The sequence below is a fragment of the Afipia birgiae 34632 genome, from assembly GCF_000308295.2.
Classification (GTDB): Bacteria; Pseudomonadota; Alphaproteobacteria; order Rhizobiales; family Xanthobacteraceae; genus Afipia; species Afipia birgiae.
The window spans coordinates 92,744-116,382 of the sequence record NZ_HG326652.1 but is presented as its reverse complement, the minus strand read 5'-3'; the positions used below and the strand labels follow the sequence as shown (position 1 = coordinate 116,382).

Genomic DNA, 23,639 nt, shown 5'->3' with positions numbered 1-23,639 from the left:
TTACGGACAAGGAGCGATCATTGGCTACCATCTTCTACGCACGGGTCTCGACTGCGGACCAGAACATCGAACACCAGCAGGCGCAGGCGGAAACAGCGGGCTTCAAGATCGACCGGGTTGTTGCGGACCATGGCGTGTCCGGCGTGAGTACGCTGTTCGCTGAACGCCCCAACGGCAAGCGGCTCTTCGACATTCTGCGCGAGGGTGACACCCTGCTGGTGCGTTGGGTTGACCGATTGGGTCGCAACTACAGCGACGTTCGGGACACCATTCAGGAGTTCATGCGGCGCGGCGTTGTCGTTCGCACGGTAATCAATGGCCTGACCTTCGACGGAGCAACCAAGGACCCAATGCAGCAGGCCGTCCGAGACGCGCTGATTGGCTTCCTCGCAGCGACGGCGCAAGCCAATGCCGAAGCGATCAAGGAAGCCCAGCGGAGTGGCATCGCCCACGCCAAAGCTAAGGACGGCGAGACGAAGTATCGAGGTCGCAAGCCCAGCTTCACGCGAGATCAGTTCGCGACGGTGTGCAACATGCTGGACCTATCGACCGGCGTGGGTGAGATCGCAGCAGCCACCGGCCTAAGCCGCCAGACCATCTACCGGATCAGAGATGACCGGGCTGCAGCAGAGGCTACGCTGGCGAGTTGGGCAGCGTAAAGGACCACGCGGCATGATGATCTATGCGGCGCGATCAGTGTTTTTTTGCCTTTGACGCTCGAAGGAGGTCTACCATGGCACGGTCGGCACCTGCTTCGTGACAAGGGCTAATGGGATAGTAGAACGAGTGCGGCAACGTAGGACGCTATGGAAGATCTAACGAAGCTGGTGAACTTACCGTGGGCGACGCTGCTTACGCTCGCCAGCGGGTACGCCGCTTACTATGTCGCGAATGTAGGCGTCCGCGATCACCACAAGCCTGTAGACGTTACGTTTTCGACGCTCGTGTTCGGCTTCTTCTCCGCTTTCGTTTACGCCATCTGTCGAAGGCAATTCGGCTCCGGGCTCCTCACCGCCTCGGTACTTTCATTCGGCTCGTCGATTGTATTCGGGGCGTTCTGGAGCCTCCTTGGAAGACGAACCCTTGAGCGAGCCCTGAGACATTCAAACGTCAGCCTTTCCGATGACATCCCGAGCGCATGGGTCGCGCTCTTTCGGGCAAAGACTTACGCCACCCAGCTATCGGTAAAGCTGAAGGATGGAACATGGCTCAAGTGTGAAGACCTCAACGTCTTTGCTGGCCATCCCAACGGGCCGTGCGTCCTCGGTGGCAAGGGCGACGTGCTTATGTACGTCACCCATGTGAAAGGCCCAAAGGACGAAGACTTTGAAGCATGCACCGAATTGACCAATGAGGCTTGGGGTGACGAGATCACCTTTATTCCAGCCGATCAGATCGCGATGGTTGACTATCGCCGAAAGCGACGATGATTCACTTTTTCTTCGGGCTGGGTGCTGGAGTGCTCGGCTTGCTCTCGCTCGTAGTCGGGGTGTGGTTGCCTTGCACTCCATGGCCCGTCTGCGGCACGAAGTTCTTCTTTTCAACTGCAGGCATGTGATTGTCTTTTGTGGTCGTCGGACGTTGCACCGGCTTGTCTGTCACATCGATCTCCTATGGTCGGGATTTGAGGGATTGGAATTCAAAGATCGGATCGAAATGGTCGCCAATCAACAAGCCTACTCGCCATTCCGAAAAGGTAACCGCCGCAGCATCGTGTCTCAGCCGTGCCTTTTCGCCGGTTCTCATATTGAACGTGAAGGAGTTCGTGATGCTCTCCTTCGCTCGAATGTAGACTTCCCCATCGGCGCTGATGATGCCCCCGACATCCGAGTTCCCGTCAAAGGCGGACACACTGGACAGATTTGACCGAACGACCGCCTGCGGGAGGCTGATCAGAACGTCATTCGGCAGCCCGCCCGCCGCGAGCCACAGGGGAGAATGGTGCCGTTCCGAGTAGCTGAAGATGATCGCGCTCTTGATATGGTCGACTGAAACGCAAAGGCCGAACTCAGGCTTCGTTCGCTGAAACATGAAGAAGCTGCCCGGCGGCAGGTCGTCGAAGCTAGAAGCCGCACCGGGCAATTCGATCATCATCGTCGCACCCCACCATATCTCATACTTTCCATCGAGCCGATCCGCCGCCGCCCCACTCCGCGAGTACAAGATCGCCTTTGGCGGAACAGTTCAACAGCACATACCCTTTTCGAGGAGTTCTCCAAAGGCATTGCCCGAGGCCGGTGACACCTGCTTCCAGCACTGATACACGACAGCGTACGGCAACGCGAAAAAGCTCAATCGCTTCAAAGAGGACGGCCGCACTGCCCACAGTTCAATCCTGTCTGGCAGCACCAGCCAACCTCTTGAAATCGCAGGAAACCTTGGTAGACGGCATGTTGTCGTCGCTTCAGTGGTCCACACAGGTGGTCCACATGGTCCTTGCAATGTGCCGTCCCGTCAAACATCCCACAACCGGCGTCTACCTTTTCCGGAAGCGTGTTCCCAAACAGCTGCGGAGCTTGGTCGGTCGCGCTGAGATAAAGCGTTCGCTGGGCACAAAGGACAAAAGCAAAGCCGGACGACTCCACCGCGAGATGGCAGAGGCCATCGAACGAGGATGGGCACTCCTAGCGGCTGCGCCGGTCGCGCTCTCTCATAAAGAGATCATGCGACTAGCCGGTGTCGCCTATCAGGACATCGTTGGCATCCACCCGGATAACCCCGGCCCCGCATCGGTATGGGAGCATCATATCCGGCTCAGTGAAGAAGCCCGCGCAAAGGGGAAATTGGATCAGTGGGTCGGGCCGTATGTCGATACGCTGTTGGTTCGTGAGGGGATCAAGACCACACCGGAGTGTCGCTTAGAGATCATCGAAGAAACCGACAAAGCGGTGGTGCAGGCCGCGCGGCAGCGTCTCAAAGAGGCACAGGGCGACTATCGACCGGACCCAGACGCAGGCCGCTTTCCTCGGCAAGAAACAACTGCCCCTAGCGGAGGGGTTAAAGCTGCCGCAGGCGCAGCGTCCCGGAATTGGCATCGCACCGAGATCATGATTTGCTCAAGACGGCGGATCGGACAAAGGCCAAGGCTCGATGTCCCGAGGTCGCCGCAGAGGTCGAGAACAGATCGCGGGTCGCCGAATTCACCGAGGTGGAGAGCGGCAAGCGCAGTGATCGGCCCGAGCTGGCCAGGGCGTTACAGGCTTGCCGCGTCTATGGTGCCAAACTGTCATTGCCAAGCTGGATCGCCTGTCGCGCGATGCGCACTTCCTGCTCGGGCTGGCCAGGCGTTGGCGCTCTGACTGCGCCCCTCTGACTATGGCGATGCCAATCGTTCGACCTTGCCTGCCAACACCGGCCTACCTTTGTCCGAGAGCCGCAATAGGACCGCGACGCGTCTTTGGTTTCGCCAGCACAAAAAAACTAATTAATTTCAATAACTAAGTGCGGCCGATCAAAGATCATCCGAATGACGCCAGAATTTCGCCAAAATCCCTGAATTTTCGCGAAAATTTTAACCAGGCGTCCCGATACTGCGCCTCACGTAAAATTACGGAATCCGGGGGGATTTGGAATCATGGCTTTGCGGTTCAAGGTCGGAAAGAATTTGTTTCGTTTCAAATTACCGAGCATGAAGCTCGGCGTCCGGGGAAGTCTCTTCCTGGCATTCGCAATCATCGCCGGCATGGCAATCGCGATCAGCGCGGGAGCAAGTCTGCTGCTTGGCCAGCTCGGCGGCATGATGACCGAACTCAGCAACCGCGACATCCCCCGCCTGACGGCGAGCTTGCAGCTATCCGCTCTGAGCCAGAGCCTCGCCTCGCGCGGACCGGCTGTGCTCGCATCGGACGATGAAGGCGTACTTCAAACGCGGGTCAAGGATCTGAAGGACGCTCAGAGCGCCGCCATGGAGAAGCTGAAGGAGATCAAGAATCTCAAAGCCGACCCGACCGTCGTGACGGCGCTGGAAGAAAACGTCAGAATGATCGACGACACCATCACCAGCCTGCAGTCGGCGGCAAAGGAACGGCTCGATCTCGCCGGGCAACATGCCAAGCAGTTCGAAGCCGCCCGCAACGCCCACTCCGCCGTCGTCAATATGATCAATGCCGGCACTGACGAGGCGAAAGCCGTCGTCAACACCGCGCTGACAAATGCGACCATCGATGGCCGCGACGCCCTGAAAGCCATGCAGGGCGTCGATATGCTGGCCAGCCTGCTGGCAGACGTCAACTTTGCAGCAAGCAACATCAGCGCCGCTGCCAGTGCCGCCAACGCCGAGACGCTCAGCGATCAGGAATATGCATTCTCGGTGACGCAGGACAGCATCGATATCTCCCTCAAGGCGCTCGGCCGTGTCGGCGACAAGATGAAGGAAGCCGTCGCGAAAATGATGGCGTTCGGCGACAAGAAGACCGGCGTCTTCAAGCTCCGCCAGAAGGAGCTGGATTCGGCCGATTACGGCCGGCTCATCCTGGAAGAGACCGGCAAGCTCAACCGCGGCCTCGAGATGAGCATCAAGCGGCTGGTCGATGACGTGCAGGTAGCGACGGACACCGCAGCGACCAAGGCGCGCAGCACGATTACGCTGGGAACGATGACGATGCTCGCACTCGGCGCGCTCACGCTGATCGGATCCGCGCTGTTCGTCTGGCTCTATGTCGGCCGCAACATCCTGGGCCGGATCCGCAACCTGCAGGACGTGATGCGGCGGCTGTCAGAGGGTGACCTCAATGCGGAAGTGAAACGCAGCCGCCAGCAGGACGAAATCGCCGTCATGGCCGGCTCGCTCGAGGTATTCCGCGAGAGCATGATCCGCGCGCGCGCGCTGAGCAGCGAGCAGGACCAGGATCGTATCGCCAAGTCCGAGCGCGCGTCGCGCATCGAAACCCAGATCGTGCATTTCGAGGACAAGGTGCGGGTCGCACTCGACGGCCTGATGACCTCGGCCAACGTCATGCAATCGACCGCGGAAAGCATGTCGACATCCGCAGAGCATTCAAGCGCGCTGGTGAGCACCGTCGCGTCCGCCGCCGAGGAAACCTCGGTCAACGTGCAGACGGTTTCGGCCGGCACCGAGGAATTGACCTCGTCGATTCAGGAAATCAGCCGCCAGGTCACGAATTCGACCAAGATCGCCGCCAACGCGGTGAGCGAAGCTGGCAAAACCGACGCCACGATGCAGGGCCTTGCCGACAATGCAGACCGCATCAGCAGTGTGGTCGATCTGATTCAGGAAATCGCGTCGCAGACCAACCTGCTCGCGCTCAACGCCACCATCGAGGCCGCGCGTGCCGGCGAAGCCGGCCGTGGCTTCGCCGTCGTCGCGTCGGAAGTCAAAAGCCTCGCCGAGCAGACGGCAAAGGCGACGGACGAAATCCGCACGCAGATTGCCAACATGCAGACCGTCACCACGTCGGCGGTCGGCGCAATCCGCAGTATCGGCGCCACCATCGGTGAGATCAGTGAAGTAACCACCGCCATCGCGGCTGCAGTCGAAGAGCAAGGCGCTGCGACGCGCGAGATTGCCCGCAACATCCAGCATGCCGCCAGCGGCACCTCAGAAGTGTCGAGCAACATTGTCGGCGTGAGCCGTGCCTCGAGCGAGGCCGGAAACGCTGCGGGCGATGTGCTGAACGCATCGAACGAACTTCGCCGCGAGGCCGATACGCTTCGCGCGGAGGTCGATGCCTTCTTGCTGAATATCCGCGCCGCGTAGCAATTGTGTCTAGTTGCTATGCCGCGTGGCATGGCAGCCTTCTGTTTTGGGGTTCGGCGCCGGGTGCTCCGAACCCCAATTCGTTAATTGCGCGCGCCAGAGCGAAAATACGGGATCAACGTTCCATGGAACGGCATGATTCCACGGTTCTTTTGGCTCCTGAGTCCGCGCACCGAACCACGCATCAGATTGACTCTTCAGGGGCCCCATGATCCTTGCTAGTCTCGATCCGGGGAAATCGCGCGTGCCGTCAAGACATCGCCTTCTGCCCGATTCATTGAGATAGCGGCGTCTGCAGGGCGACGTCTTTTACATGCAAGGGGACAGCGCATGAGCATAGTGCCGGGTTCGGATGTGAATGGCGGGATGTCGGTCGGCCGCGATGCGCTGATCGAACCGCGCAACGACTGGACCCGCGCAGAAGCGCAGACACTCTACGATCTCCCCTTCGCGGATCTGATCTTCCAGGCGCAGAGCATTCACCGCCGCAACTTCGATCCCAATCACGTCGAAACCGCGAGCCTGCTCAGCATCAAGACCGGCGGCTGCCCCGAGGATTGCGGCTACTGCTCGCAGAGCGCCAAGTACGACACGGGCCTCAAGGCCACCAAATTGATGGATCACGACGACGTCGTGGCCACCGCAAAGCGCGCCAAGGAAGCCGGCGCCGAACGCTTCTGCATGGCGGCTGCCTGGCGCAATCCGAAGGACAGGGATCTCGACAAGGTTTGCGACATGGTCAGCGCCGTGAAGGATCTCGGCATGGAAACCTGCGTCACGCTCGGCATGCTGACCGACAAGCAGGCGAAGCGGCTGCACGATGCCGGCCTCGACTTCTACAACCACAATGTCGACTCCTCGCCGGAGTTCTACGACAAAATCATCACCACGCGCACGATGCAGGACCGCATCGACACGCTGGCGCATGCACGCGAAGCCGGATTGAAGGTCTGCTGCGGCGGCATCATCGGCATGGGCGAGCAGGTCGATGATCGTCTCGGCATGCTGGCGCTGCTGGCCAACCTTCCCGAACATCCCGAAAGCGTTCCGATCAACATGTGGAACGAGGTCAAGGGCGTACCCGTCAACGACACCGCCGAACGGCCCGACCCGATCGCGCTGGTCCGGATGATCGCCGTCGCGCGCATCATGATGCCGCGAAGCGTGGTTCGCCTTTCCGCGGGCCGCCAGTACATGACCGATGAGTTGCAGGCGCTGTGCTTCGTCGCCGGCGCGAACTCGATCTTTATCGGCGACGTGCTGCTGACCACGAAAAATCCGCAGACCGAACGCGACGCCAACCTGCTGGACCGCCTCGGCATCAAGTCGAAGCTCGACGACGGGAAGCATGACGGCCATACTCATGCCGGTGAAAAGCCGGCAGCCGCCACTGTCTCGGTCAGCGGCGCAGCAGCGTCCTGACGCTGTTTCAAACGTCCGTCAGCATGGAAGCCTGCATGGCAACCATGCTGACGCAGTCCGTAAAACGCACCTTTTCGGCTGGCCGGACACTAGCGCGGCGGGATTTGCCGCGTTAAGCCGGACCTGAAAACTGCGATTGCGAGACGATGCACACCAAGACCGCCCCATTGCCCGCAGCCCCTGACGGCCTGCGCTACCCAATCGAGACGCCGCCCAGACCGGACGAAGCGATCGAGGTCGCGCCCGGCCTGATTTGGGTGCGCATGACTCTGCCGTTCCGCCTCAACCATGTGAACATCTACCTGCTCGCTGACGGCGACGGCTGGGCCATGGTCGATACCGGCATCGGCAACGACGCCACCATCGCCGCATGGACGGCCTTGTTCGAAGGCCCGCTCAAGGGATTCAAGATCACGCGGCTGATCGTGACGCACGCGCATCCTGACCACGTCGGACTTGCGGGCTGGATTGTCGAACGCTTCGGCTGCCCGCTTCACATGTCGCAGGTGGAATATCTGCAGGCCGCGTATCATCAGCATCGCGGCTCGCCGGAACGCAAACTGGTGCAGCGGCTGTTCTTCCGCCGTCACGGCATGGACGAAGAGATCACCGAAGCACTGCTCGGCAAGGGCCAGGATTACCTGACGCGCGTCTCGATCCTCCCCGCCTCCTATTACCGTTTGTCGAAGGGCGACGAGATCACGATCGGTTCGCGAAAATTTAAGGTCCTCACCGGCGGCGGTCACGCGCTGGACCAGGTGATGCTCTATTGCGAGGCCGACAACATCTTCCTGTCGGCAGATCAGGTGCTAAGCAAGATTTCGCCGAATGTCAGCGTGTGGGCGGTAGAGCCCGATGCCAATTCGCTCGGCGAATACCTCACTTCTTTGGCTGAGCTTGCAAACCTGCTGCCGGACGACGTTCTTGTGCTGCCCGGTCACGGCGTGCCGTTCTACGGCGTGAAGACACGCATCAAGCAGCTCGCCGATCATCACGAAGAGCGCTGCCAGCTGATCGCCGATGCGTGCCGCGTATCGCCAAAGACCTCCGCTGAACTGGTGCCGGTTGTCTTCCACAAGCACGCCCTCGACGCCCACCAGACCGGCTTTGCCGCCGGCGAACTGATTGCCCACGTCAATCACATGCTGGCCGGAGGCCGGCTGACGTCCAATCTGGGCTCCGATGGGGTTCTGCGTTTCACCACCGCCTGACTGGACCCGAACATCCTGATTGCGTGGAATTGATCCCGTGATGATCTGGATCAATTTTTTGCCGCATACGAGCCCGGCGAAAACGGCCTCGACATCAAAGCTGGAAAAGCTCTAAAAAGGCCTCGCGCACGGCAGAAGGCCCTTGGCCCGGCTGCCGTATTCCGGGTTCCCATCCAGGGTTTTTGTGATGGATTACAACAAGTTCTTCGACAATGCCCTCGGGCGGCTTCATGACGAGCGGCGCTACCGCGTTTTCGCGGATCTGGAGCGGATCGCCGGCCGCTTCCCCCACGCGACATGGCACTCGCCCAAAGGCCCGCGCCCGATCGTGATGTGGTGCTCGAATGACTATCTCGGGATGGGTCAACATCCGAAAGTCGTCGGCGCCATGGTGGAGACCGCGACCCGCGCCGGCACCGGCGCCGGAGGAACCCGCAACATTGCCGGAAACAATCACTCTCTGATCCAGCTCGAACACGAGCTCGCCGATCTGCACGGCAAGGAAGCGGCGCTGGTTTTCACGTCGGGCTATGTGTCTAACCAGACCGGCATCGCGACGCTGGCGAAGCTGATTCCGAACTGCCTGATCCTGTCGGACGCTCTGAACCACAATTCGATGATCGAGGGCATCCGTCAGTCCGGCACCCAGTACCTTGTGTTCCGCCATAACGACGTCGCACATCTCGAAGAATTGTTGCGCGCCAATCCGGGCCGCCCGACGCTGATCGTTTGCGAAAGTCTCTACTCGATGGACGGCGACGTCGCACCGCTGGCGAAGATCTGTGATCTCGCGGAGCGTTACAGCGCGATGACCTATGTCGACGAAGTCCATGCGGTCGGCATGTACGGCCCACGTGGCGGCGGCATCGCCGAGCGCGACGGGGTGATGCACCGGATCGATATTCTTGAAGGCACGCTGGCCAAGGCGTTCGGCTGCCTCGGCGGCTACATTGCCGGCAGCGCCAAGATGGTCGATGCGGTGCGTTCCTATGCCCCGGGCTTCATCTTCACCACGGCGCTTCCGCCTGCAATCTGCTCGGCCGCGACCGCCGCGATCAAGCATCTCAAATCATCGTCATGGGAGCGCGAGCGCCATCAGGACCGCGCAGCGCGTCTCAAAGCCATTCTCACCGCCGCCGGCCTGCCGGTGATGTCGAGCGATACGCACATCGTTCCGCTGTTCGTCGGCGATCCGGAGCGCTGCAAGAAGGCATGCGATCTGCTGCTCGAACAGCACGGCATTTATATCCAGCCGATCAACTATCCGACGGTACCCAAGGGGACGGAGCGTCTGCGCATCACCCCGTCGCCGTATCACGAGGACGCGCTGATCGATGGCCTTGCCGATGCGCTGGTCCAGGTCTGGGAACAGCTCGGCCTGCCGCTGCACGCCAAACCCTTGGCTGCTGAGTAGTCGAACGGCGATCTGACGTTAGACGGCTTTGGTGCGCTGCTGCCCCGGCGTGTTCGACAACACGATCCGCATCAGGTCGGCGGCGTTGCGCGCACCCAGCTTGTCCATGATCCGCGCACGGTGAACTTCGACGGTGCGGGGGCTGATGCCGAGCCGTCGTCCAGCCTCCTTGTTCGACGCGCCGTGCGTGACCTGCGCCAGCACATCCCGTTCGCGCCGGGTGAGAAGCTCAAGGCCCGCGAAATCGGCGAGACCATCGATCCGTTCCGTCATCGATCCACGATAGGTCAGAACAGCCCCGCGAACCCGGTCGATCATGACGTCCGCCGAAATCGGCTTTTCGAGAAAATCCACCGCACCGAGCTTCATGGCCTCGACCGCCATCGCGATGTCGGACTGACCGGAGATGACAAATACCGGCGGCGCGAACCGTATGTCAGCCAGTTGCTTTAGCACCACAAGGCCGGAACCACCGGGGAGCTGAAGATCGAGGATCACACAGCACGGCGTGGACGATTGCAGCCATTCAAAGAACGATTCGCCTTCCCCGAACGCCTTTGCCTCGAACCCGTCGATGCGCAGTAACAGCAAGAGGGCGTCGCGAACCAAGGGGTCGTCATCCACGATGACGACCGGGGCATCCCATGTCGCGAAAGGCAGCATCTGACCCATTGCCCAGCCCCCTTCAGTGTATTACATCAATAATACAACTTGTACGTGTGTATGCTGATTCGGCCGTTCTGCCAATGAGAGTCTCCTGGAGTTCGGATGCGTCTGCCCGCGGACCGGGCTAAGGTCGCAACCGGGCGCTGGCCAGGGGCATGATCCCGGAAAGTGGGACCAGGTTTTTGGAGAGGATCATGCCGAAACGAAAACAGGCGACTTTCGATGCTGCATGACTGGGGCGTGATCGCAGCCGCTTTCGGCTACATCGGCCTTCTATTCGTTGTCGCGAGCTACGGTGAGCGGCTGACGCAGCTACAGCGCGGCCGACTCGGCACCATCATCTATCCGCTGTCGCTCGCGATTTACTGCACGTCGTGGACGTTCTTCGGCTCGGTCGGCCTTGCAACGCGAACCAGCGTCGAGTTTCTCGCGATCTATGTGGGCCCGATCCTGATGATCGCGTTCTGCACACCGCTGTTGATGCGTGTCATCCAGCTGGCGAAATCGCAGAATATCACATCGATCGCCGACTTCATCGCCGCGCGTTATGGAAAGAGCCAGGCCGTCGCAGCGACCGCCGCCGCCATCGCGATCATCGGTTCGGTGCCATACATCGCGCTTCAATTGAAGGCCGTCGCGTCATCCCTGGAAACAATCCTCAATCAGGATCAGGATGTTTCCAGCATTCCCTACATCGGGGACATCGCCTTCATCGTCACCATTACCCTCGCTGCCTTCGCCGTGCTGTTCGGCACGCGTCAGACCGACGCCACCGAACACCAGCACGGCCTGATGCTCGCGGTCGCGACGGAATCGCTGGTCAAGCTAATAGCTTTCATCGCCGCGGGCGTGTTCGTGACGTTTTTCATGTTCGGCCCGTCCGATCTCTGGGACCGCGCCATGAAGACGCCAGAGGCGGTGCGCGCGATCGAGGCCGCACCGTCGATCGGAAATTTCCTCGCCATGACGCTGCTGTCGTTTCTGGCGATCATGCTTTTGCCGCGGCAATTCCACGTCAGCGTTGTCGAGAACTCGACCGAGGCCGAGGTTCGCCGCGCGCGCTGGTTGTTTCCGCTCTATCTGATCGCGATCAACCTGTTCGTGATCCCGATTGCCATCGCCGGTCTCGTCACCTTTCCATTTGGTGCGTCGGACAGCGACATGTACGTGCTGGCGCTGCCGATCGAGGCCAAGGCGACGTCGCTCAGCGTGATCGTGTTCATCGGCGGCCTGTCGGCCGCGACCGCCATGGTGATCGTGGAATGCGTGGCGCTCGCCATCATGGTGTCGAACGACATTATTATGCCGCTGGCGCTGAAACGGAAACCGGCTTCGCAGCCCGGCGAAGCGAACTTCGGCAGCTTCCTGCTCAAGGTCCGGCGCGTCGCGATCTTCGTCATCATGGCGATGGCCTATCTGTATTATCACGCGCTGGGAAATGCACAGCTTGCCGCCATCGGCCTGCTGTCATTCGCCGCAGTTGCCCAGCTTGCGCCGGCCTTTTTCGGCGGGCTGTTCTGGCGGCGTGCGACGGCGCGCGGCGCCATGGGCGGCATGCTGATCGGCTTCGCGGTATGGGCCTACACGCTGTTTCTGCCGAGCTTCGCCGATGTCGATCCGCGCGGCGTGATCTGGCTGAACGAAGGACTGTTCGGCATCGCCGCACTTCGGCCCCGCGCGCTGCTCGGCACCGAAATGGCACCGCTGATTCATGGCGTGTTCTGGAGCCTCTCGCTCAACCTCTTGACCTACATTGTGCTGTCACTGCTGCGCCAGCCGACATCGATCGAACGGGTCCAGGCTGATCTGTTCGTGCCGAACGAACTGGCGCCGATCGCGCCGAACTTCAGGCGCTGGCGTACAACAGTGACGGTGCAGGATCTGCTCAGCACCGTCGCGCAGTATCTCGGCCCCGACCGCGCGCTGCTGTCGTTCGAAACCTTCGCCGCGACCCATCACATCAATATCGATCGCGCGGCCCCTGCCGATTTCCGTCTGCTGCGCCACGCCGAACATCTGATCGCGTCGTCGATCGGCGCAGCCTCCTCCCGCCTCGTGCTGTCGCTGTTGCTGCGCAAGCGCGCGGTGTCTGCCAAGGCGGCGCTGAAACTGCTCGACGATGCGCACACCGCGCTGCATTTCAACCGCGAGATGCTGCAGACCGCGCTCAATCACGTCCGGCAGGGCATCGCGGTGTTCAATCCGGAGCTTCAGCTCATCACTTCGAACCAGCAGTTCGGCGAGATTCTGGACCTGCCGGCGCAGTATTCGCAGATCGGCATTCCGCTGGCCGAGATTCTGGAATTCATCGGCGGCAATGGACAGCCGGATTCGACCGCCGATCCCGCCGCCCTGCAGCGGCGGCTCATCGCCTACACCACCGAGGGCGAGCCCTATCTGGAGCGGCTCGCCGATCGCAACATGGTTGTCGAAGTTCGCGCCAATCGCATGCCGGGTGGCGCGCTGGTCATCACCTTTTCCGACATCACGCCGAGCTTCGAGGCGGCGGAAGCGCTGGAGCGCGCGAACGCAACGCTCGAAAGGCGGGTCCGTGAACGCACCGAACAGCTGACCCGACTCAACAGCGAGCTTGCACTGGCCAAGATCACCGCCGAAGAAGCCAATATCTCCAAGACTCGATTTCTCGCAGCGGCCAGCCACGACATCCTGCAGCCGCTCAACGCGGCGCGCCTCTACGTCACAAGTCTTGTCGAGCGCCAGGATGGCGGCGAGGATGCCCGCCTTGTCGGCAACATCGACGATTCGCTGGAGGCCATTGAAGAAATTCTCGGCGCGCTGCTCGACATCTCGCGGCTGGATTCCGGCGCCATGACGCCGTCGATCTCCAGCTTCCGCATGAGCGACCTGATGCGCTCGCTCGAAGTGGAGTTCGCGCCGATCGCGAAAGCGCGAAAGCTCCAACTGACCTTCGTGCCGTGTTCGTTGCCGGTGTCCTCGGATCGCGTGCTGCTGCGCCGGCTGTTACAGAACCTGATTTCGAACGCCATCAAGTACACCCCGAAAGGCCGCGTCCTGGTCGGCTGCCGCCGCAAGGGGACATCGCTGGAGATCGCCATCTACGATACCGGGGTCGGCATTCCGGTTTTGAAGCGCACGGAAATCTTCAAGGAATTTCACCGGCTCGATCAGGGCGCGCGGATCGCGCGCGGGCTGGGGCTGGGGCTCTCGATCGTGGAGCGGCTCGCGCGTGTGTTGAACCACGGCATCGTGGTCGGATCGAACCACAGCGGCGGTTCACATTTCACTGTGACAATGCCGATCGCCAAGACCGTGACGCACGCGGGCGCCATGGCCGGCGCGAGCATCTCTTCGAAGGCGCCGATGAGCGGCACTCTCATTGTCTGCATCGAGAACGATCGCGCCATTCTCGACGGCATGAAGACCTTGCTGACCGGCTGGGATGCCAAGGTCATTGCCGCGGTTGATCCTGTCGCCGCCGCGGAAGCAATCGCGGCGACCGACGAGCGCGTGACCGGCCTCCTGGTCGATTACCATCTCGATCGCGGCAATGGCATCGCCGCGATCCGCGACATCCGCCAGAGGTTTGGCGAGGGAATTCCCGCGATCCTGATCACCGCAGACCGCAGTCCCCATGTCCGCGATGCAGCGCGTGAGGACGGAATCGTGGTGCTCAACAAGCCGCTCAAGCCGGCGGCGTTGCGCGCGTTGCTCGGACAATGGCGGGCGCAGCAGGTGGTGGCGGCGGAATAAGATCAGGCGAGCGTCAGGCCGGTCGCGGCTTCCAGTTCGCGAATGGCCTGAGGACCGTCGATCACCTTGATGGTGGTCATGCCCATGTCGCGCGCGGGCTTCAGGTTGACGCCGAGATCATCGAGATAAACGCAATTGTTGGGATCGACGCCGAGCGCGTCAACCATCATCCGGTAGATCCGCGGATCGGGCTTGCGCAGGCCGATCTTTGCCGATTCGATAACGTGATCGAACAGCGCCATCGTCTCCGCGACGTAGAGTGCGCGGCCACCGGAACTGCCGATGGCGTTCGCGGGAAGATTGTTGGTGATACAGCCGGTCTTGAAGTGCTGCTTCACCCGCCGTAACGCTTCGACCATCTCCGGACGTGGATCGCCCGACAGCAGCGACACAACATCACGGCCCCGCACCTCGGCCCCCAGCACCAGCGATTCGGCGGCGAACAGCGTGTCGAAGGTGTCGAGATCCACTTCGGCACGCTCGAATTTCGCCCATGCGTTCTCGAAGTGGTTGGCGGCATTGGTGCGCCGGATGATATCGACGGGAAGGCCACGCTCCTTCTCGAATCGCGCGAAGGCCTTGAAAGGCGATGTGGTGAGCACGCCGCCAAAGTCCCAAATCACCGCCTCAACCATGATTGACCGCTTCTCACTTTGCTGACTTGCGCATGGCACGTGCGGCCCGCCGCCCCGCTACCTTGCCGGATCGGACTGTTTCCATTCGCCGCCCGCGATCTTGGCAGCGGCGATCACAGCCTGGGTCCGGCTTTCAACACCGAGCTTCTGCAGGATTGCAGAGACATGCGCCTTGATGGTGGCTTCGGAGACGCCGAGCTCGTAGGCGATCTGTTTGTTGAGCAGACCTTCGGACAGCATCATCAGCACCCGAACCTGCTGCGGCGTCAGCGTCACCAAACGATCACGCAGCCTGGTCATGTCGGGATCGGTTGCCACGGAGAGATCGACGTCGGCCGGCACCCAGACGTCTCCGTTCATCACCTTGCCGATGGCCTCGCGGAGGGTCTCGACACCGAACCGTTTCGGGATGAAGCCGGACGCCCCGAAGTCCATCGAGCGGCGGATCGTTCCAGCATCGTCACTGGCGGACACGATGACCACCGGAATCGCCGGGAACTGCGCGCGCAGGTAGATCAAACCGGAAAAGCCGCTGATCCCCGGCATCGACAGATCGAGCAGGATCAGATCGACGTCGGATTCGCGGTCGAGCAACGCCGTCAGTTCCTCGAACGATCCCGCTTCATCGATCCGGGCCGTCGCGACGACGGTCGCGACCGCTTGTCGCAGAGCATCGCGAAAGAGAGGGTGATCGTCGGCGACGACAAGATGCGTACTGGCAGCGCTGGTCATTTATCCCGCTTGCAGAATGCTGAGTAAGCCTGACGGCTCCATTGGATTCCAGTGTTTACTGTAGTGTTTAGTCTTGCAACCCATGGCCTGAAACGAAAAGCGGTCCACGTGCTTAACGCGTCAATTGTGCACTGCAAGGTGCCCACAGCATCGCTGTTTGCTGGGCCAAAAGTCTTATAGGGCGAAGTTTCACGCCGATGTTACCTTGTTTGCGAACTTCTCGCGCTTATGAGCCGGCCAAAGAACGGCGCGCAGGGGCGATTTTTTCAGCAACGTCTTTTGGGGAGCATCGAAATGGCCACCATGACTACAACCTCGCCGCGGGCGGGCGGCATGACGAAGGACGAACGTTTCGTCATCTTCGCATCATCGCTCGGCACCGTCTTTGAATGGTACGATTTTTACCTCTACGGCTCACTGGCCGCGATCATCGGCGCACAGTTCTTCAGTGCCTATCCGCCAGCCACCCGTGACATCTTCGCGCTGCTTGCGTTCGCCGCAGGCTTCCTGGTTCGCCCGTTCGGCGCCATCGTGTTCGGACGCATCGGCGACATCGTCGGTCGCAAATACACCTTCCTCGTCACGATCCTGATTATGGGTCTGTCGACCTTCATCGTCGGCCTGCTCCCGAACGCAGCCACCATCGGCATCGCGGCTCCGATCATCCTGATCATCCTGCGCCTGCTGCAGGGCCTCGCGCTCGGCGGCGAATACGGCGGCGCGGCCACCTACGTCGCGGAACATTCGCCTCCAGGAAAACGCGGTTACTACACCTCGTTTATTCAGACGACGGCGACGCTCGGCCTGTTCCTGTCGCTACTCGTCATTCTCTTCACCCGTACGATACTCGGTGAAGCCGACTTCGCAGCCTGGGGCTGGCGCATTCCGTTCCTGCTCTCGGTCGTGTTGCTCGGCGTCTCCGTCGTGATCCGGCTAAAGTTGAACGAATCGCCGGTCTTCCAGAAGATGAAGGACGAGGGCAAGGGCTCAAAGGCTCCGCTGACCGAATCCTTCGCGCGCTGGAGCAACGCCAAGATCGTGCTGATCGCACTGTTCGGCGGCGTGATGGGCCAGGGCGTGGTCTGGTACACTGGCCAGTTCTACGCGCTGTTCTTCCTGCAATCGATTCTGCAGGTCGACGGTTACACGGCGAACCTGCTGATTGCATGGTCGCTGCTGCTGGGCACCGGCTTCTTCATCGTGTTCGGCGCGCTGTCGGACAAGATCGGCCGTAAGCCGATCATCCTGGCAGGCTGCCTGATCGCGGCGCTGACATTCTTCCCGATCTTCCGCATGATCTCCTCCAACGCCAACCCGCAGTTGGAAAAGGCCATCGAGACCGTGAAGGTGTCGGTTATCGCCGATCCGAAGGGCTGCGGCGATCTGTTCAACCCGGTCGGCACCCGCGTGTTCTCGGCACCTTGCGATCTTGCCCGCGACTTCCTCGCGAAGTCCTCGGTCAAGTATGACACCGTTGCCGGCCCCGCCGGTTCGCCGGTGAAGATCTCAGTTAACGGCACTGAGGTGCCTTACACCAAGCCGGCGGACTCGAATGCCGGCGCGACCGCTGCCCTCCAGGCGGCCGGTTATCCGAAGCGCGGCGCCAACCCGACGCTTGTGAAGATGTCGCATCCATTCGATATCTTCCGGCCGCAAGTGGCTGCCATCATCGGCCTGCTGTTCGTCCTCGTGATTTTCGTCACGATGGTCTACGGCCCGATCGCCGCGATGCTGGTCGAACTGTTCCCGACCAAGATCCGGTACACGTCGATGTCGCTGCCCTATCACATCGGCAACGGCTGGTTCGGCGGTCTGTTGCCCGCGACATCGTTCGCGATCGTGGCATCAACAGGCGATATCTACTCGGGTCTCTGGTACCCGGTGATCTTCGCATTGATCACGGTGGTGGTAGGCTTCTTCTTCCTGCCGGAAACCAAGGACGTCGACATCTCCAAGTAACGATTGAAGGTCAGGCGGCACGCTCCGCCTGATCATCCATCCAAAACATATCGGCCGCGGATCGCTCCGCGGCCGTCTTTTTTGTGTCGCGTAAACTTCAGATCTTCTCGGACAACCGCTTCTGAAGACGAACCGCCATCTCGATCAGGCGATCCCAGACCCGGTCGATCAGCGCCAGCAGCTTTTCATGCTCGGGCGGCAATTGCAGTTCGATCCTCCCGGGCGATGCCTTGCTGTCTGGCGACGCCTGTGCGCTCTTTTTTGAATCTTCCTTGGCGAGCGGCGCATCGGTCTTGCCGGTGACGGTGTCGCGCTGGGCCAGTTGCTCCCGCAAGTTCTTGTTATCGGTTTGGAGCCGACCAATCTCTGTATCGAGCGCGGCTCGCTCGTCCGGCACCAGCCGGCAGATCCAGCCGCTCTTGTTGGTGCAGATCGACATCACCCCATTGCGGGTATCGAGCCGCAGGAATCCATCCGTGACCGGCGACAATGTGTAACGGCCATTCTCGGTGTCAGGCGCGACCTGGGCGCGCGCCTCATGACCGAACATCAACGTCGCCGCCAGCATCATCGCTGCAAGACCGGCCGGACGGATCGCGGCGGTGGCGAAGGCTTCAACAGTCATCTTATCTGGACGCATGGGCTCCGCCCTCCCCGCAATCGTCCCCGTCTTCGTCTCAAACGTCAGAGGTGTAGGCTTTGCGACCAGATTTCAACGCGTCCGCGAGCAATTCGATCCGATCTTGTCCCCAGAAAACCTCGCCGTCGAGAACCCAGGCCGGCGAACCGAACACACCGGCCTCAATCGCATCCTGACGGTTCTGGTCGTAGATCGCCCCGATTTCGTCCGAAGCCGCGTGGGCCACGATCTTGGCGCCCGGCAGCCCCGCCTCGTCGGCCAGCCGCGTCACGGTGGCCCCATCGGAAAGATCGAGTTGCTGTTCCCACACGCCGATATACGCACGGCGCAGAAGCGGTTCGGGATTCAATCCCGCCGCGATCGCAGCGATCACCGCGCCGTCCGCAAGCCGCACATTGAACGGCCAGTGCTTCGGCTGGATATGGAAATTCAGGCCGCGCTTCTCCCGCCAGCGCTGCATCTCCATGAAACGATAGCGTTGCCGTGCCGGATGGCGCTTCGCCAGCGGCAGCCCGCCGGTTTCGGAAAACAGATCGACAAGGACGACCGGCTTGTAGTTGACCTTCAACTGATGCGTGGCGGCCAGGTCCTGAAACAACGCATGCCCGATGTAAGCCCAGGGCGACTGGATGGAAAAATAGTAGTCAATCTGGCGCGACATCGGTCCTCCGGCTGCACGATTTCAGGAAGCTTCGGTCTTATCACAACCGAGCCAAATCGCACCGGGAGGCGCGACATTGTGTGTTACGATTATCGCAGTGCGGCGAGTGCGCGCAGCAGCTGGATTTTTTCTCCAGTTTTGCAAGTTATTTCAAGGCGATACCTGTCAATCTGGCAATCTTGACTTGACCGTAGGCGGTCAGTATGGTCCGCGCGGTTTCCGTGGGTGGCGGGGCGTTTTTCTTTGGAATCGCGCGACGGGGGTGGGGTGTCGACAGCAATGGCGAACGGCACGCACAACAACGGTCGCGGCGAGGGTGAACGAGACAAACCGCCTGCCGACGAAGCTGCGCTCTCCGCAAGGCTCGACCGTCTGAATCATCGGCTTTCCGACATCCGGAAAGATCGCAAGAACCAGACAGATCAGTCAGGAAGCGGGGCAGCCTCGGCCAACGCATCTGCGATGGCCCGGGGGTTTCGCCTCTCCTCCGAATTGATTGCAGGTGTCCTTGTCGGAGCGGTTATTGGCTGGGGCATCGACCGTCTCTTGTCGACTTCCCCCTGGGGTCTGATCGTGTTTTTTCTGCTCGGCTTCACCGCCGGCGTGATCAACGTGATGCGGGCAGCCGGCGTTGCAAACAGCGACGCGTCCGACCGCTCCTGACAGGGTCCCGCGACAGGCCCTGGGAATCGCCTGGAATTTCAAGCCAGTTCGCTGGCGGGTGTTACTGTCCGGCATGCCGGCAAAGATGAAAGACGAACGTGGATGGCCGATCCGATCCATCAATTTGAGATCCACAAGATCTTCTCGCTGGGCCACATCGGCGGTCAGGAGATCGCGTTCACCAATTCGTCAGCCTACATGTTCGGCGCGGTCGCCGTCGTCTCGCTGCTGATGATCGGCGGCAGTGCCGGACGCCACCTGATCCCCACCCGTTTCCAGTCCGTCGCCGAATTGACCTATGAATTCGTCGGGAACACGCTGAGAGAAAGCGTCGGCGACGAAGGCATGAAGTTCTTCCCCCTCGTGTTCTCGCTCTTCATGTTCATCCTGACAGCAAACATGATCGGCATCATTCCCTACACCTTTACAGTGACCAGCCACCTCATCGTGACGGTCGCGCTGGCGCTGATGGTGTTTCTCACGGTTCTGATCTATGGCCTCTACAAGAACGGCCTGAAATTCTTCAAGCTATTCGTCCCGTCAGGCATTCCGCTTTACATCCTGCCGCTGATCATGGTGATCGAGGTCATCTCGTTTCTGTCGCGGCCGGTATCCCATTCGGTGCGTCTGTTCGCCAACATGCTGGCGGGTCACATCACCCTCAAGGTGTTCGCGGGCTTCGTGACGTCGCTGAGCGCGCTCGGAACGCTCGGCATTTTCGGTTCGGTATTGCCGCTGGCGATGACTACCGCACTGACCGGCCTCGACATTCTCGTGGCTTTCCTGCAGGCCTACGTCTTCACCCTCCTGACCTGCATCTACCTCAACGACGCACTTCATCCCGGACACTGACTTCAGACACTGGCCGGATTTCACTCATCTACTGACATCAACACCCCAAGAAGGAGTTTCACCATGGATCCAGTTGCAGCAAAGTACATCGGCGCCGGCATCGCTTGTCTCGGCATGGGCGGCGCAGGTATCGGCGTCGGCATGATCTTCAGCCAGTTCCTGAACGGTGCGCTTCGCAACCCGTCGGCCTCGCAGGGCCAGTTCGCGAACCTGATTTTCGGCTTCGCCGTGACGGAAGCGCTCGGCATCTTCTCGCTGCTGGTTGCGCTGCTGCTGCTGTTCGCCGTCTGATTTCAGATGATGCGTTCGCCGCGGGGCCGTTAACGCGCCGCGGCTGACGCCTACAGGAGAAGCTCATGGCGACGGGTCAGGGCACTGCAAAGGGCACGACCGCCCACACCGAAGCAGACGGCCATGGCAAGGCGGGTTTCCCGCCTTTCCAGAAGGAGACGTTTGCCTCGCAGCTGGTGTCGTTCGCGATCGCCTTTGCGTTGCTTTACTTCATTGTGTCGAAGTTCGCGCTTCCGCGCGTCGGCGGCATTATCTCGAACCGCGAAGGCGTGATCGAAAACGATCTCACCGAGGCGCAGAAGCTGAAGGACGAGTCCGATCAGGCTCTGAAGGCTTATGAAACCGAGCTTGCCGATGCGCGGGCGCGGGCTCAGGCCATCGGATCCGAGACACGCGACAAGCTGAACGCGCAGGCCGAAAGCGACCGCAAGTCGCTGGAGACCAGCCTCGCAGCCAAACTGGCCGATGCCGAAAAGACCATTGCCTCAACGCGCGCAACCGCGATGGGCAACGTCCGCTCGATCGCATCGGACGCGGCAACGGCTATCGTTCAACGTCTCACGGGCGTTGCGCCCGACAGCAAGACTGTCGATAGCGCCGTCGATGCGTCCTTGAAGGGATAACGACGATGTTCCAAGCAGAATTCTGGGTCGCCGTCGCTTTCGTCATCCTGATGGGTGTGTTCGGCTACTTCGGCGTCCACCGCACCATCCTAGAGGCGCTCGATCACCGCCGCGATCGCATCAAAAAGGAACTCGACGACGCACGTCGCCTCAAGGAAGAGGCTACGAAACTGGTTGCCGAGTATCGGGCACGCCGCGCCAGCGCCGAGCGTGAAGCACAGGACATCATCACGAGCGCCAAGGCCGATGCCGAGCGCATCGCGGCCGAAGCCAAGGCGAAGATGGAAGATTTCGTCGCCCGCCGCACCAAGACCGCGGAAAGCAAGATCGCCCAGGCCGAAAGCCAGGCGATTGCCGACGTCCGCGCGGCTGCTGCCGAAGCCGCAGTGACCGCAGCGTCCTCGATCATGACGCAGTCGGTCAAGGGTTCGGTCGCCGACGGCCTGATCGCCAAGGGCATCCAGGACGTTCGCAGCAAGCTGAACTGACGATCTCACGCGATCTCAACAAAAGCCGGCCTCGTTGAGGCCGGCTTTCTTTTTATTGTTATTTCTTCCGCTTGCGCGCAGCGGGTTCAGGCTTTAGTGCCGCCGGGTCGAAGCCGACGTAGAAGATGTACTTGTCGTTCGCAGCCTCAGTGGGCGTCGGATAGACGACGTCTTCGGCAACGATGCTGAACTCGGTGTTTTCGCCTTCCATTGTCACCGTGGTCCGGAACGCCTTGGTGACGATGACCTTCTCCGGCGCGCCTTCCTGCACGACGGCCACACGCATCGGCACGTCGACGGTCGGCGGCGCACCCGCAGGTCCGGCGATAATGCGACCCATGATGCCGATTCGCGCAGTGATCTGACCGCCTTGCAGATTGCAGTCGCGCGCAGTGCGCGTGATCGATCCCTGATAGCGCAGATCGTTGCCGGATGCGGGCTTGCCTGGCGAGCCGACCGCGAGCGTGGAAGCGCCGAAACGGATCGCAACGCTGGGGCAGCTCAGATCGCTGTTCTCGGTCGCCTGCGACGATGGCGTGGATGACGTGGTGGCTTCCTGCGATTTCGAACCGAACAACTGGCTGAACCTGCTGCCGATCGACGAACTCGTCGATGAGCTCCCGGATGAACCGCCGAACATGCTGCCACCGCCGCAGCCGGACAGCGCCGTGCTCGCTGCCACGGCCAGCGCAGCCATCGCTGCGCGCTTCAATCGCCTGCCACCCGCCATCATTGCTTCCAGTTGGCCGAAAAGATCGGAAAGGAACTGGGGGCCTTATAGCAGGGCAAAGACGGCGAACCAAAGGCACAAGGCGCGCTTCGGCACGCTGGTTAACCGCGGAAATCCTCGTCCAGCAGGCCATACAGACAATGGTCCTGCCAGACCCCGTTGATGCAGAGATAACGCCGGGCCAGTCCCTCGCGAGCGAAGCCGCATTTCTCGAGAACCCGGATTGAGGACTGATTGGTCGGGATACAGGCCGCCTCGATGCGGTGCAGGTTGAGTTCACCGAACAGGGTCGGCAACAGCACCCGGAGCGCTGCGGTCATATAGCCCTTGCCTGCATGGGGCTGGCCGATCCAGTAGCCGAGGGTCCCTGCCTGAACGATTCCGCGCCGCACATTGGCAAGCGTGACTCCCCCGACCAGCGCTCCGTCGTCCTCGCGAATCACCAGAAAGGGATAAGCCCTGTCCTCGGCGATATCCTCGGCGTAGCGCCGCAGCCGGCGGCGGAATCCCGAACGGGTCAGGTCATCGGATGGCCAGATCGGCTCCCACGGCGTCAGAAACGTCCGGCTGATCTCGCGCAGTTGGCTCCACTGCGGGTAATCGGGCATTTGCGGCGCGCGCAGCAGAAGGCCGTGTCCGCGCGGGGCGAGCGCCGGAGCCGTTGTCGTGGGCAAGCGAAACAGGGCCATGCCGGACCCTCCTTCCGTGTCCGGATGCAGATACGCATCCACGTACCTATTCTAGCACAATCTTCCGGCCATTCCGATCCGGCAGCAGTGCGATCGAAACACTACGACGGCCTCGAAAACACATAAACGAAGCCCGTCAGCATCAAGCCGCCGACAGCTAGCGCGAGCGGTAAGCCAGGATTGGCGGTAATCCAGAACAGGGTGAAACCGACGATGATCCCGGCAAGCGCAGCCAGCTTCGCCCTGCGAGGAATGGCGCCGCGCGAACGCCACGCGCGCAGGGTCGGCCCAAAGCGCTCATGCTCCAGAAGCCAGGTCTCGAACCGCGGAGAAGACCGCGCGAAGCACGCCGCCGCCAGAATCAGGAAAGGCGTCGTCGGCAGCACCGGCAGAAATGCACCGATAACGCCAAGCGCAACGAAGGCGAATCCAAAACCAAGGAACAGGGCCCGCACAAGACGCGGGAAGCGCGAAACCTTTCCGGCAGGATCGCCACTCACCTCGTCACATGCGGG

23 protein-coding genes and 2 pseudogenes are annotated in these 23,639 nt (G+C 61.1%); 15 read left to right on the top strand and 10 right to left on the bottom strand.

The window, feature by feature from the left end:
• The first annotated feature begins 20 nt into the window (after positions 1–20).
• Together BN32_RS00515 and BN32_RS00510 are read left to right on the top strand one after the other, a co-directional pair.
• Entirely contained in the window at positions 21–659 is a 639-nt protein-coding gene (locus tag BN32_RS00515; RefSeq protein WP_019195276.1) for a recombinase family protein, read from the top strand.
• A 147-nt stretch (positions 660–806) separates the two neighbouring features.
• On the top strand, positions 807–1,430 hold the full coding sequence (locus BN32_RS00510; protein WP_019195275.1) for a hypothetical protein: 624 nt from the start codon (positions 807–809) through the stop codon (positions 1,428–1,430).
• A gap of 1 nt (position 1,431) precedes the next feature.
• Here the strand turns inward: BN32_RS00510 and BN32_RS26615 are convergent, their stop codons facing one another.
• Positions 1,432–1,602 (bottom strand): hypothetical protein, encoded by a 171-nt coding sequence (locus BN32_RS26615; RefSeq protein WP_156946928.1) that lies wholly within the window; start codon positions 1,600–1,602, stop codon positions 1,432–1,434.
• Between the two features lie 9 nt (positions 1,603–1,611).
• On the bottom strand, positions 1,612–2,094 hold the full coding sequence (locus BN32_RS00505) for a hypothetical protein (RefSeq protein ID WP_019195274.1): 483 nt from the start codon (positions 2,092–2,094) through the stop codon (positions 1,612–1,614).
• Between the two features lie 296 nt (positions 2,095–2,390).
• On the opposite strand from BN32_RS00505, the pseudogene BN32_RS28175 reads away from it, so the two are divergent.
• The 6 genes and pseudogenes from BN32_RS28175 to hemA form a co-directional block, all read left to right on the top strand.
• Positions 2,391–2,615: pseudogene (locus tag BN32_RS28175) on the top strand (DUF6538 domain-containing protein); the annotation flags it as partial.
• A 515-nt stretch (positions 2,616–3,130) separates the two neighbouring features.
• Positions 3,131–3,285, top strand: a pseudogene (locus BN32_RS27480) (recombinase family protein); the annotation flags it as partial.
• A 289-nt stretch (positions 3,286–3,574) separates the two neighbouring features.
• Complete coding sequence (locus tag BN32_RS00495) at positions 3,575–5,716, top strand: methyl-accepting chemotaxis protein (protein WP_019195273.1); 2,142 nt, start codon at positions 3,575–3,577, stop codon at positions 5,714–5,716.
• A 366-nt stretch (positions 5,717–6,082) separates the two neighbouring features.
• A complete protein-coding gene (gene bioB, locus BN32_RS00490; RefSeq protein WP_019195272.1) occupies positions 6,083–7,138 on the top strand; it encodes a biotin synthase BioB in 1,056 nt (351 codons plus the stop codon).
• A 146-nt stretch (positions 7,139–7,284) separates the two neighbouring features.
• On the top strand, positions 7,285–8,349 hold the full coding sequence (locus BN32_RS00485; protein WP_019195271.1) for an MBL fold metallo-hydrolase: 1,065 nt from the start codon (positions 7,285–7,287) through the stop codon (positions 8,347–8,349).
• 187 nt (positions 8,350–8,536) lie between these two features.
• Positions 8,537–9,763 carry a 5-aminolevulinate synthase gene (gene hemA / locus BN32_RS00480; RefSeq protein ID WP_019195269.1) on the top strand — a complete coding sequence of 409 codons (1,227 nt, stop codon included), beginning with the start codon at positions 8,537–8,539 and terminating at the stop codon, positions 9,761–9,763.
• An 18-nt stretch (positions 9,764–9,781) separates the two neighbouring features.
• Here hemA and BN32_RS00475 read toward each other — a convergent pair whose 3' ends face one another.
• A complete protein-coding gene (locus BN32_RS00475) occupies positions 9,782–10,435 on the bottom strand; it encodes a response regulator transcription factor (protein ID WP_040425273.1) in 654 nt (217 codons plus the stop codon).
• A 216-nt stretch (positions 10,436–10,651) separates the two neighbouring features.
• Between BN32_RS00475 and BN32_RS00470 the strand changes: the two genes are divergently transcribed.
• Complete coding sequence (locus BN32_RS00470) at positions 10,652–14,161, top strand: PAS domain-containing hybrid sensor histidine kinase/response regulator (protein WP_019195267.1); 3,510 nt, start codon at positions 10,652–10,654, stop codon at positions 14,159–14,161.
• Positions 14,162–14,163: 2 nt separating this feature from the next.
• Here BN32_RS00470 and BN32_RS00465 read toward each other — a convergent pair whose 3' ends face one another.
• Both BN32_RS00465 and BN32_RS00460 read right to left on the bottom strand, forming a co-directional pair.
• Positions 14,164–14,796: an HAD-IA family hydrolase gene (locus BN32_RS00465; protein ID WP_019195266.1), complete on the bottom strand. Its 633-nt coding sequence runs from the start codon at positions 14,794–14,796 to the stop codon at positions 14,164–14,166.
• A gap of 57 nt (positions 14,797–14,853) precedes the next feature.
• The gene (locus BN32_RS00460; RefSeq protein WP_019195265.1) at positions 14,854–15,528 is read right to left on the bottom strand and encodes a response regulator; all 675 of its coding nucleotides are present in this window, start codon (positions 15,526–15,528) and stop codon (positions 14,854–14,856) included.
• A gap of 294 nt (positions 15,529–15,822) precedes the next feature.
• Here BN32_RS00460 and BN32_RS00455 point away from each other — a divergent pair, with 294 nt between their 5' ends.
• Positions 15,823–17,487, top strand: coding sequence for an MFS transporter (locus BN32_RS00455; RefSeq protein WP_019195264.1), 1,665 nt, complete (start codon positions 15,823–15,825; stop codon positions 17,485–17,487).
• Positions 17,488–17,584: 97 nt separating this feature from the next.
• Here the strand turns inward: BN32_RS00455 and BN32_RS00450 are convergent, their stop codons facing one another.
• Together BN32_RS00450 and BN32_RS00445 are read right to left on the bottom strand one after the other, a co-directional pair.
• Positions 17,585–18,112 carry a hypothetical protein gene (locus BN32_RS00450; protein WP_019195263.1) on the bottom strand — a complete coding sequence of 176 codons (528 nt, stop codon included), beginning with the start codon at positions 18,110–18,112 and terminating at the stop codon, positions 17,585–17,587.
• A gap of 52 nt (positions 18,113–18,164) precedes the next feature.
• Positions 18,165–18,788: a 2-hydroxychromene-2-carboxylate isomerase gene (locus tag BN32_RS00445; RefSeq protein WP_019195262.1), complete on the bottom strand. Its 624-nt coding sequence runs from the start codon at positions 18,786–18,788 to the stop codon at positions 18,165–18,167.
• Positions 18,789–19,067: 279 nt separating this feature from the next.
• On the opposite strand from BN32_RS00445, the gene BN32_RS00440 reads away from it, so the two are divergent.
• The 5 genes from BN32_RS00440 to BN32_RS00420 all read left to right on the top strand — a co-directional run bounded on the left by BN32_RS00440 (position 19,068) and on the right by BN32_RS00420 (position 21,705).
• Positions 19,068–19,451 carry an AtpZ/AtpI family protein gene (locus BN32_RS00440; RefSeq protein WP_019195261.1) on the top strand — a complete coding sequence of 128 codons (384 nt, stop codon included), beginning with the start codon at positions 19,068–19,070 and terminating at the stop codon, positions 19,449–19,451.
• Between the two features lie 102 nt (positions 19,452–19,553).
• Positions 19,554–20,303, top strand: coding sequence for a F0F1 ATP synthase subunit A (locus BN32_RS00435; protein WP_019195260.1), 750 nt, complete (start codon positions 19,554–19,556; stop codon positions 20,301–20,303).
• A gap of 63 nt (positions 20,304–20,366) precedes the next feature.
• Positions 20,367–20,594: a F0F1 ATP synthase subunit C gene (locus BN32_RS00430; protein WP_019195259.1), complete on the top strand. Its 228-nt coding sequence runs from the start codon at positions 20,367–20,369 to the stop codon at positions 20,592–20,594.
• 65 nt (positions 20,595–20,659) lie between these two features.
• Complete coding sequence (locus tag BN32_RS00425) at positions 20,660–21,217, top strand: F0F1 ATP synthase subunit B (protein WP_019195258.1); 558 nt, start codon at positions 20,660–20,662, stop codon at positions 21,215–21,217.
• 5 nt (positions 21,218–21,222) lie between these two features.
• Positions 21,223–21,705, top strand: a complete 483-nt coding sequence (locus tag BN32_RS00420; RefSeq protein ID WP_019195257.1) for a F0F1 ATP synthase subunit B family protein — start codon at positions 21,223–21,225, stop codon at positions 21,703–21,705.
• A 58-nt stretch (positions 21,706–21,763) separates the two neighbouring features.
• Here BN32_RS00420 and BN32_RS00415 read toward each other — a convergent pair whose 3' ends face one another.
• The 3 genes from BN32_RS00415 to BN32_RS00405 all read right to left on the bottom strand — a co-directional run bounded on the left by BN32_RS00415 (position 21,764) and on the right by BN32_RS00405 (position 23,624).
• A complete protein-coding gene (locus tag BN32_RS00415) occupies positions 21,764–22,435 on the bottom strand; it encodes a hypothetical protein (RefSeq protein WP_173405762.1) in 672 nt (223 codons plus the stop codon).
• A gap of 101 nt (positions 22,436–22,536) precedes the next feature.
• On the bottom strand, positions 22,537–23,124 hold the full coding sequence (locus BN32_RS00410) for a GNAT family N-acetyltransferase (protein ID WP_040425760.1): 588 nt from the start codon (positions 23,122–23,124) through the stop codon (positions 22,537–22,539).
• A gap of 101 nt (positions 23,125–23,225) precedes the next feature.
• Entirely contained in the window at positions 23,226–23,624 is a 399-nt protein-coding gene (locus BN32_RS00405; RefSeq protein ID WP_019195254.1) for a YbaN family protein, read from the bottom strand.
• Between the last annotated feature and the right edge of the window lie 15 nt (positions 23,625–23,639).

Coding starts and splice junctions, on each gene's coding strand:
- BN32_RS00420 (WP_019195257.1), top strand. CDS start 21,223: ATGTTCCAAGCAGAATTCTGGGTCGCCGTCGCTTTCGTCATCCTGATG.
- BN32_RS00510 (WP_019195275.1), top strand. CDS start 807: ATGGAAGATCTAACGAAGCTGGTGAACTTACCGTGGGCGACGCTGCTT.
- BN32_RS00445 (WP_019195262.1), bottom strand. CDS start 18,788: ATGTCGCGCCAGATTGACTACTATTTTTCCATCCAGTCGCCCTGGGCT.
- BN32_RS00485 (WP_019195271.1), top strand. CDS start 7,285: ATGCACACCAAGACCGCCCCATTGCCCGCAGCCCCTGACGGCCTGCGC.
- BN32_RS00425 (WP_019195258.1), top strand. CDS start 20,660: ATGGCGACGGGTCAGGGCACTGCAAAGGGCACGACCGCCCACACCGAA.
- BN32_RS00505 (WP_019195274.1), bottom strand. CDS start 2,094: ATGATGATCGAATTGCCCGGTGCGGCTTCTAGCTTCGACGACCTGCCG.
- BN32_RS00410 (WP_040425760.1), bottom strand. CDS start 23,124: ATGGCCCTGTTTCGCTTGCCCACGACAACGGCTCCGGCGCTCGCCCCG.
- BN32_RS00450 (WP_019195263.1), bottom strand. CDS start 18,112: ATGACTGTTGAAGCCTTCGCCACCGCCGCGATCCGTCCGGCCGGTCTT.
- BN32_RS00455 (WP_019195264.1), top strand. CDS start 15,823: ATGGCCACCATGACTACAACCTCGCCGCGGGCGGGCGGCATGACGAAG.
- BN32_RS00435 (WP_019195260.1), top strand. CDS start 19,554: ATGGCCGATCCGATCCATCAATTTGAGATCCACAAGATCTTCTCGCTG.
- BN32_RS00465 (WP_019195266.1), bottom strand. CDS start 14,796: ATGGTTGAGGCGGTGATTTGGGACTTTGGCGGCGTGCTCACCACATCG.
- BN32_RS00440 (WP_019195261.1), top strand. CDS start 19,068: ATGGCGAACGGCACGCACAACAACGGTCGCGGCGAGGGTGAACGAGAC.
- BN32_RS00415 (WP_173405762.1), bottom strand. CDS start 22,435: ATGGCGGGTGGCAGGCGATTGAAGCGCGCAGCGATGGCTGCGCTGGCC.
- BN32_RS00475 (WP_040425273.1), bottom strand. CDS start 10,435: ATGGGTCAGATGCTGCCTTTCGCGACATGGGATGCCCCGGTCGTCATC.
- BN32_RS00430 (WP_019195259.1), top strand. CDS start 20,367: ATGGATCCAGTTGCAGCAAAGTACATCGGCGCCGGCATCGCTTGTCTC.
- bioB (WP_019195272.1), top strand. CDS start 6,083: ATGTCGGTCGGCCGCGATGCGCTGATCGAACCGCGCAACGACTGGACC.
- BN32_RS00460 (WP_019195265.1), bottom strand. CDS start 15,528: ATGACCAGCGCTGCCAGTACGCATCTTGTCGTCGCCGACGATCACCCT.
- hemA (WP_019195269.1), top strand. CDS start 8,537: ATGGATTACAACAAGTTCTTCGACAATGCCCTCGGGCGGCTTCATGAC.
- BN32_RS00495 (WP_019195273.1), top strand. CDS start 3,575: ATGGCTTTGCGGTTCAAGGTCGGAAAGAATTTGTTTCGTTTCAAATTA.
- BN32_RS00470 (WP_019195267.1), top strand. CDS start 10,652: ATGCTGCATGACTGGGGCGTGATCGCAGCCGCTTTCGGCTACATCGGC.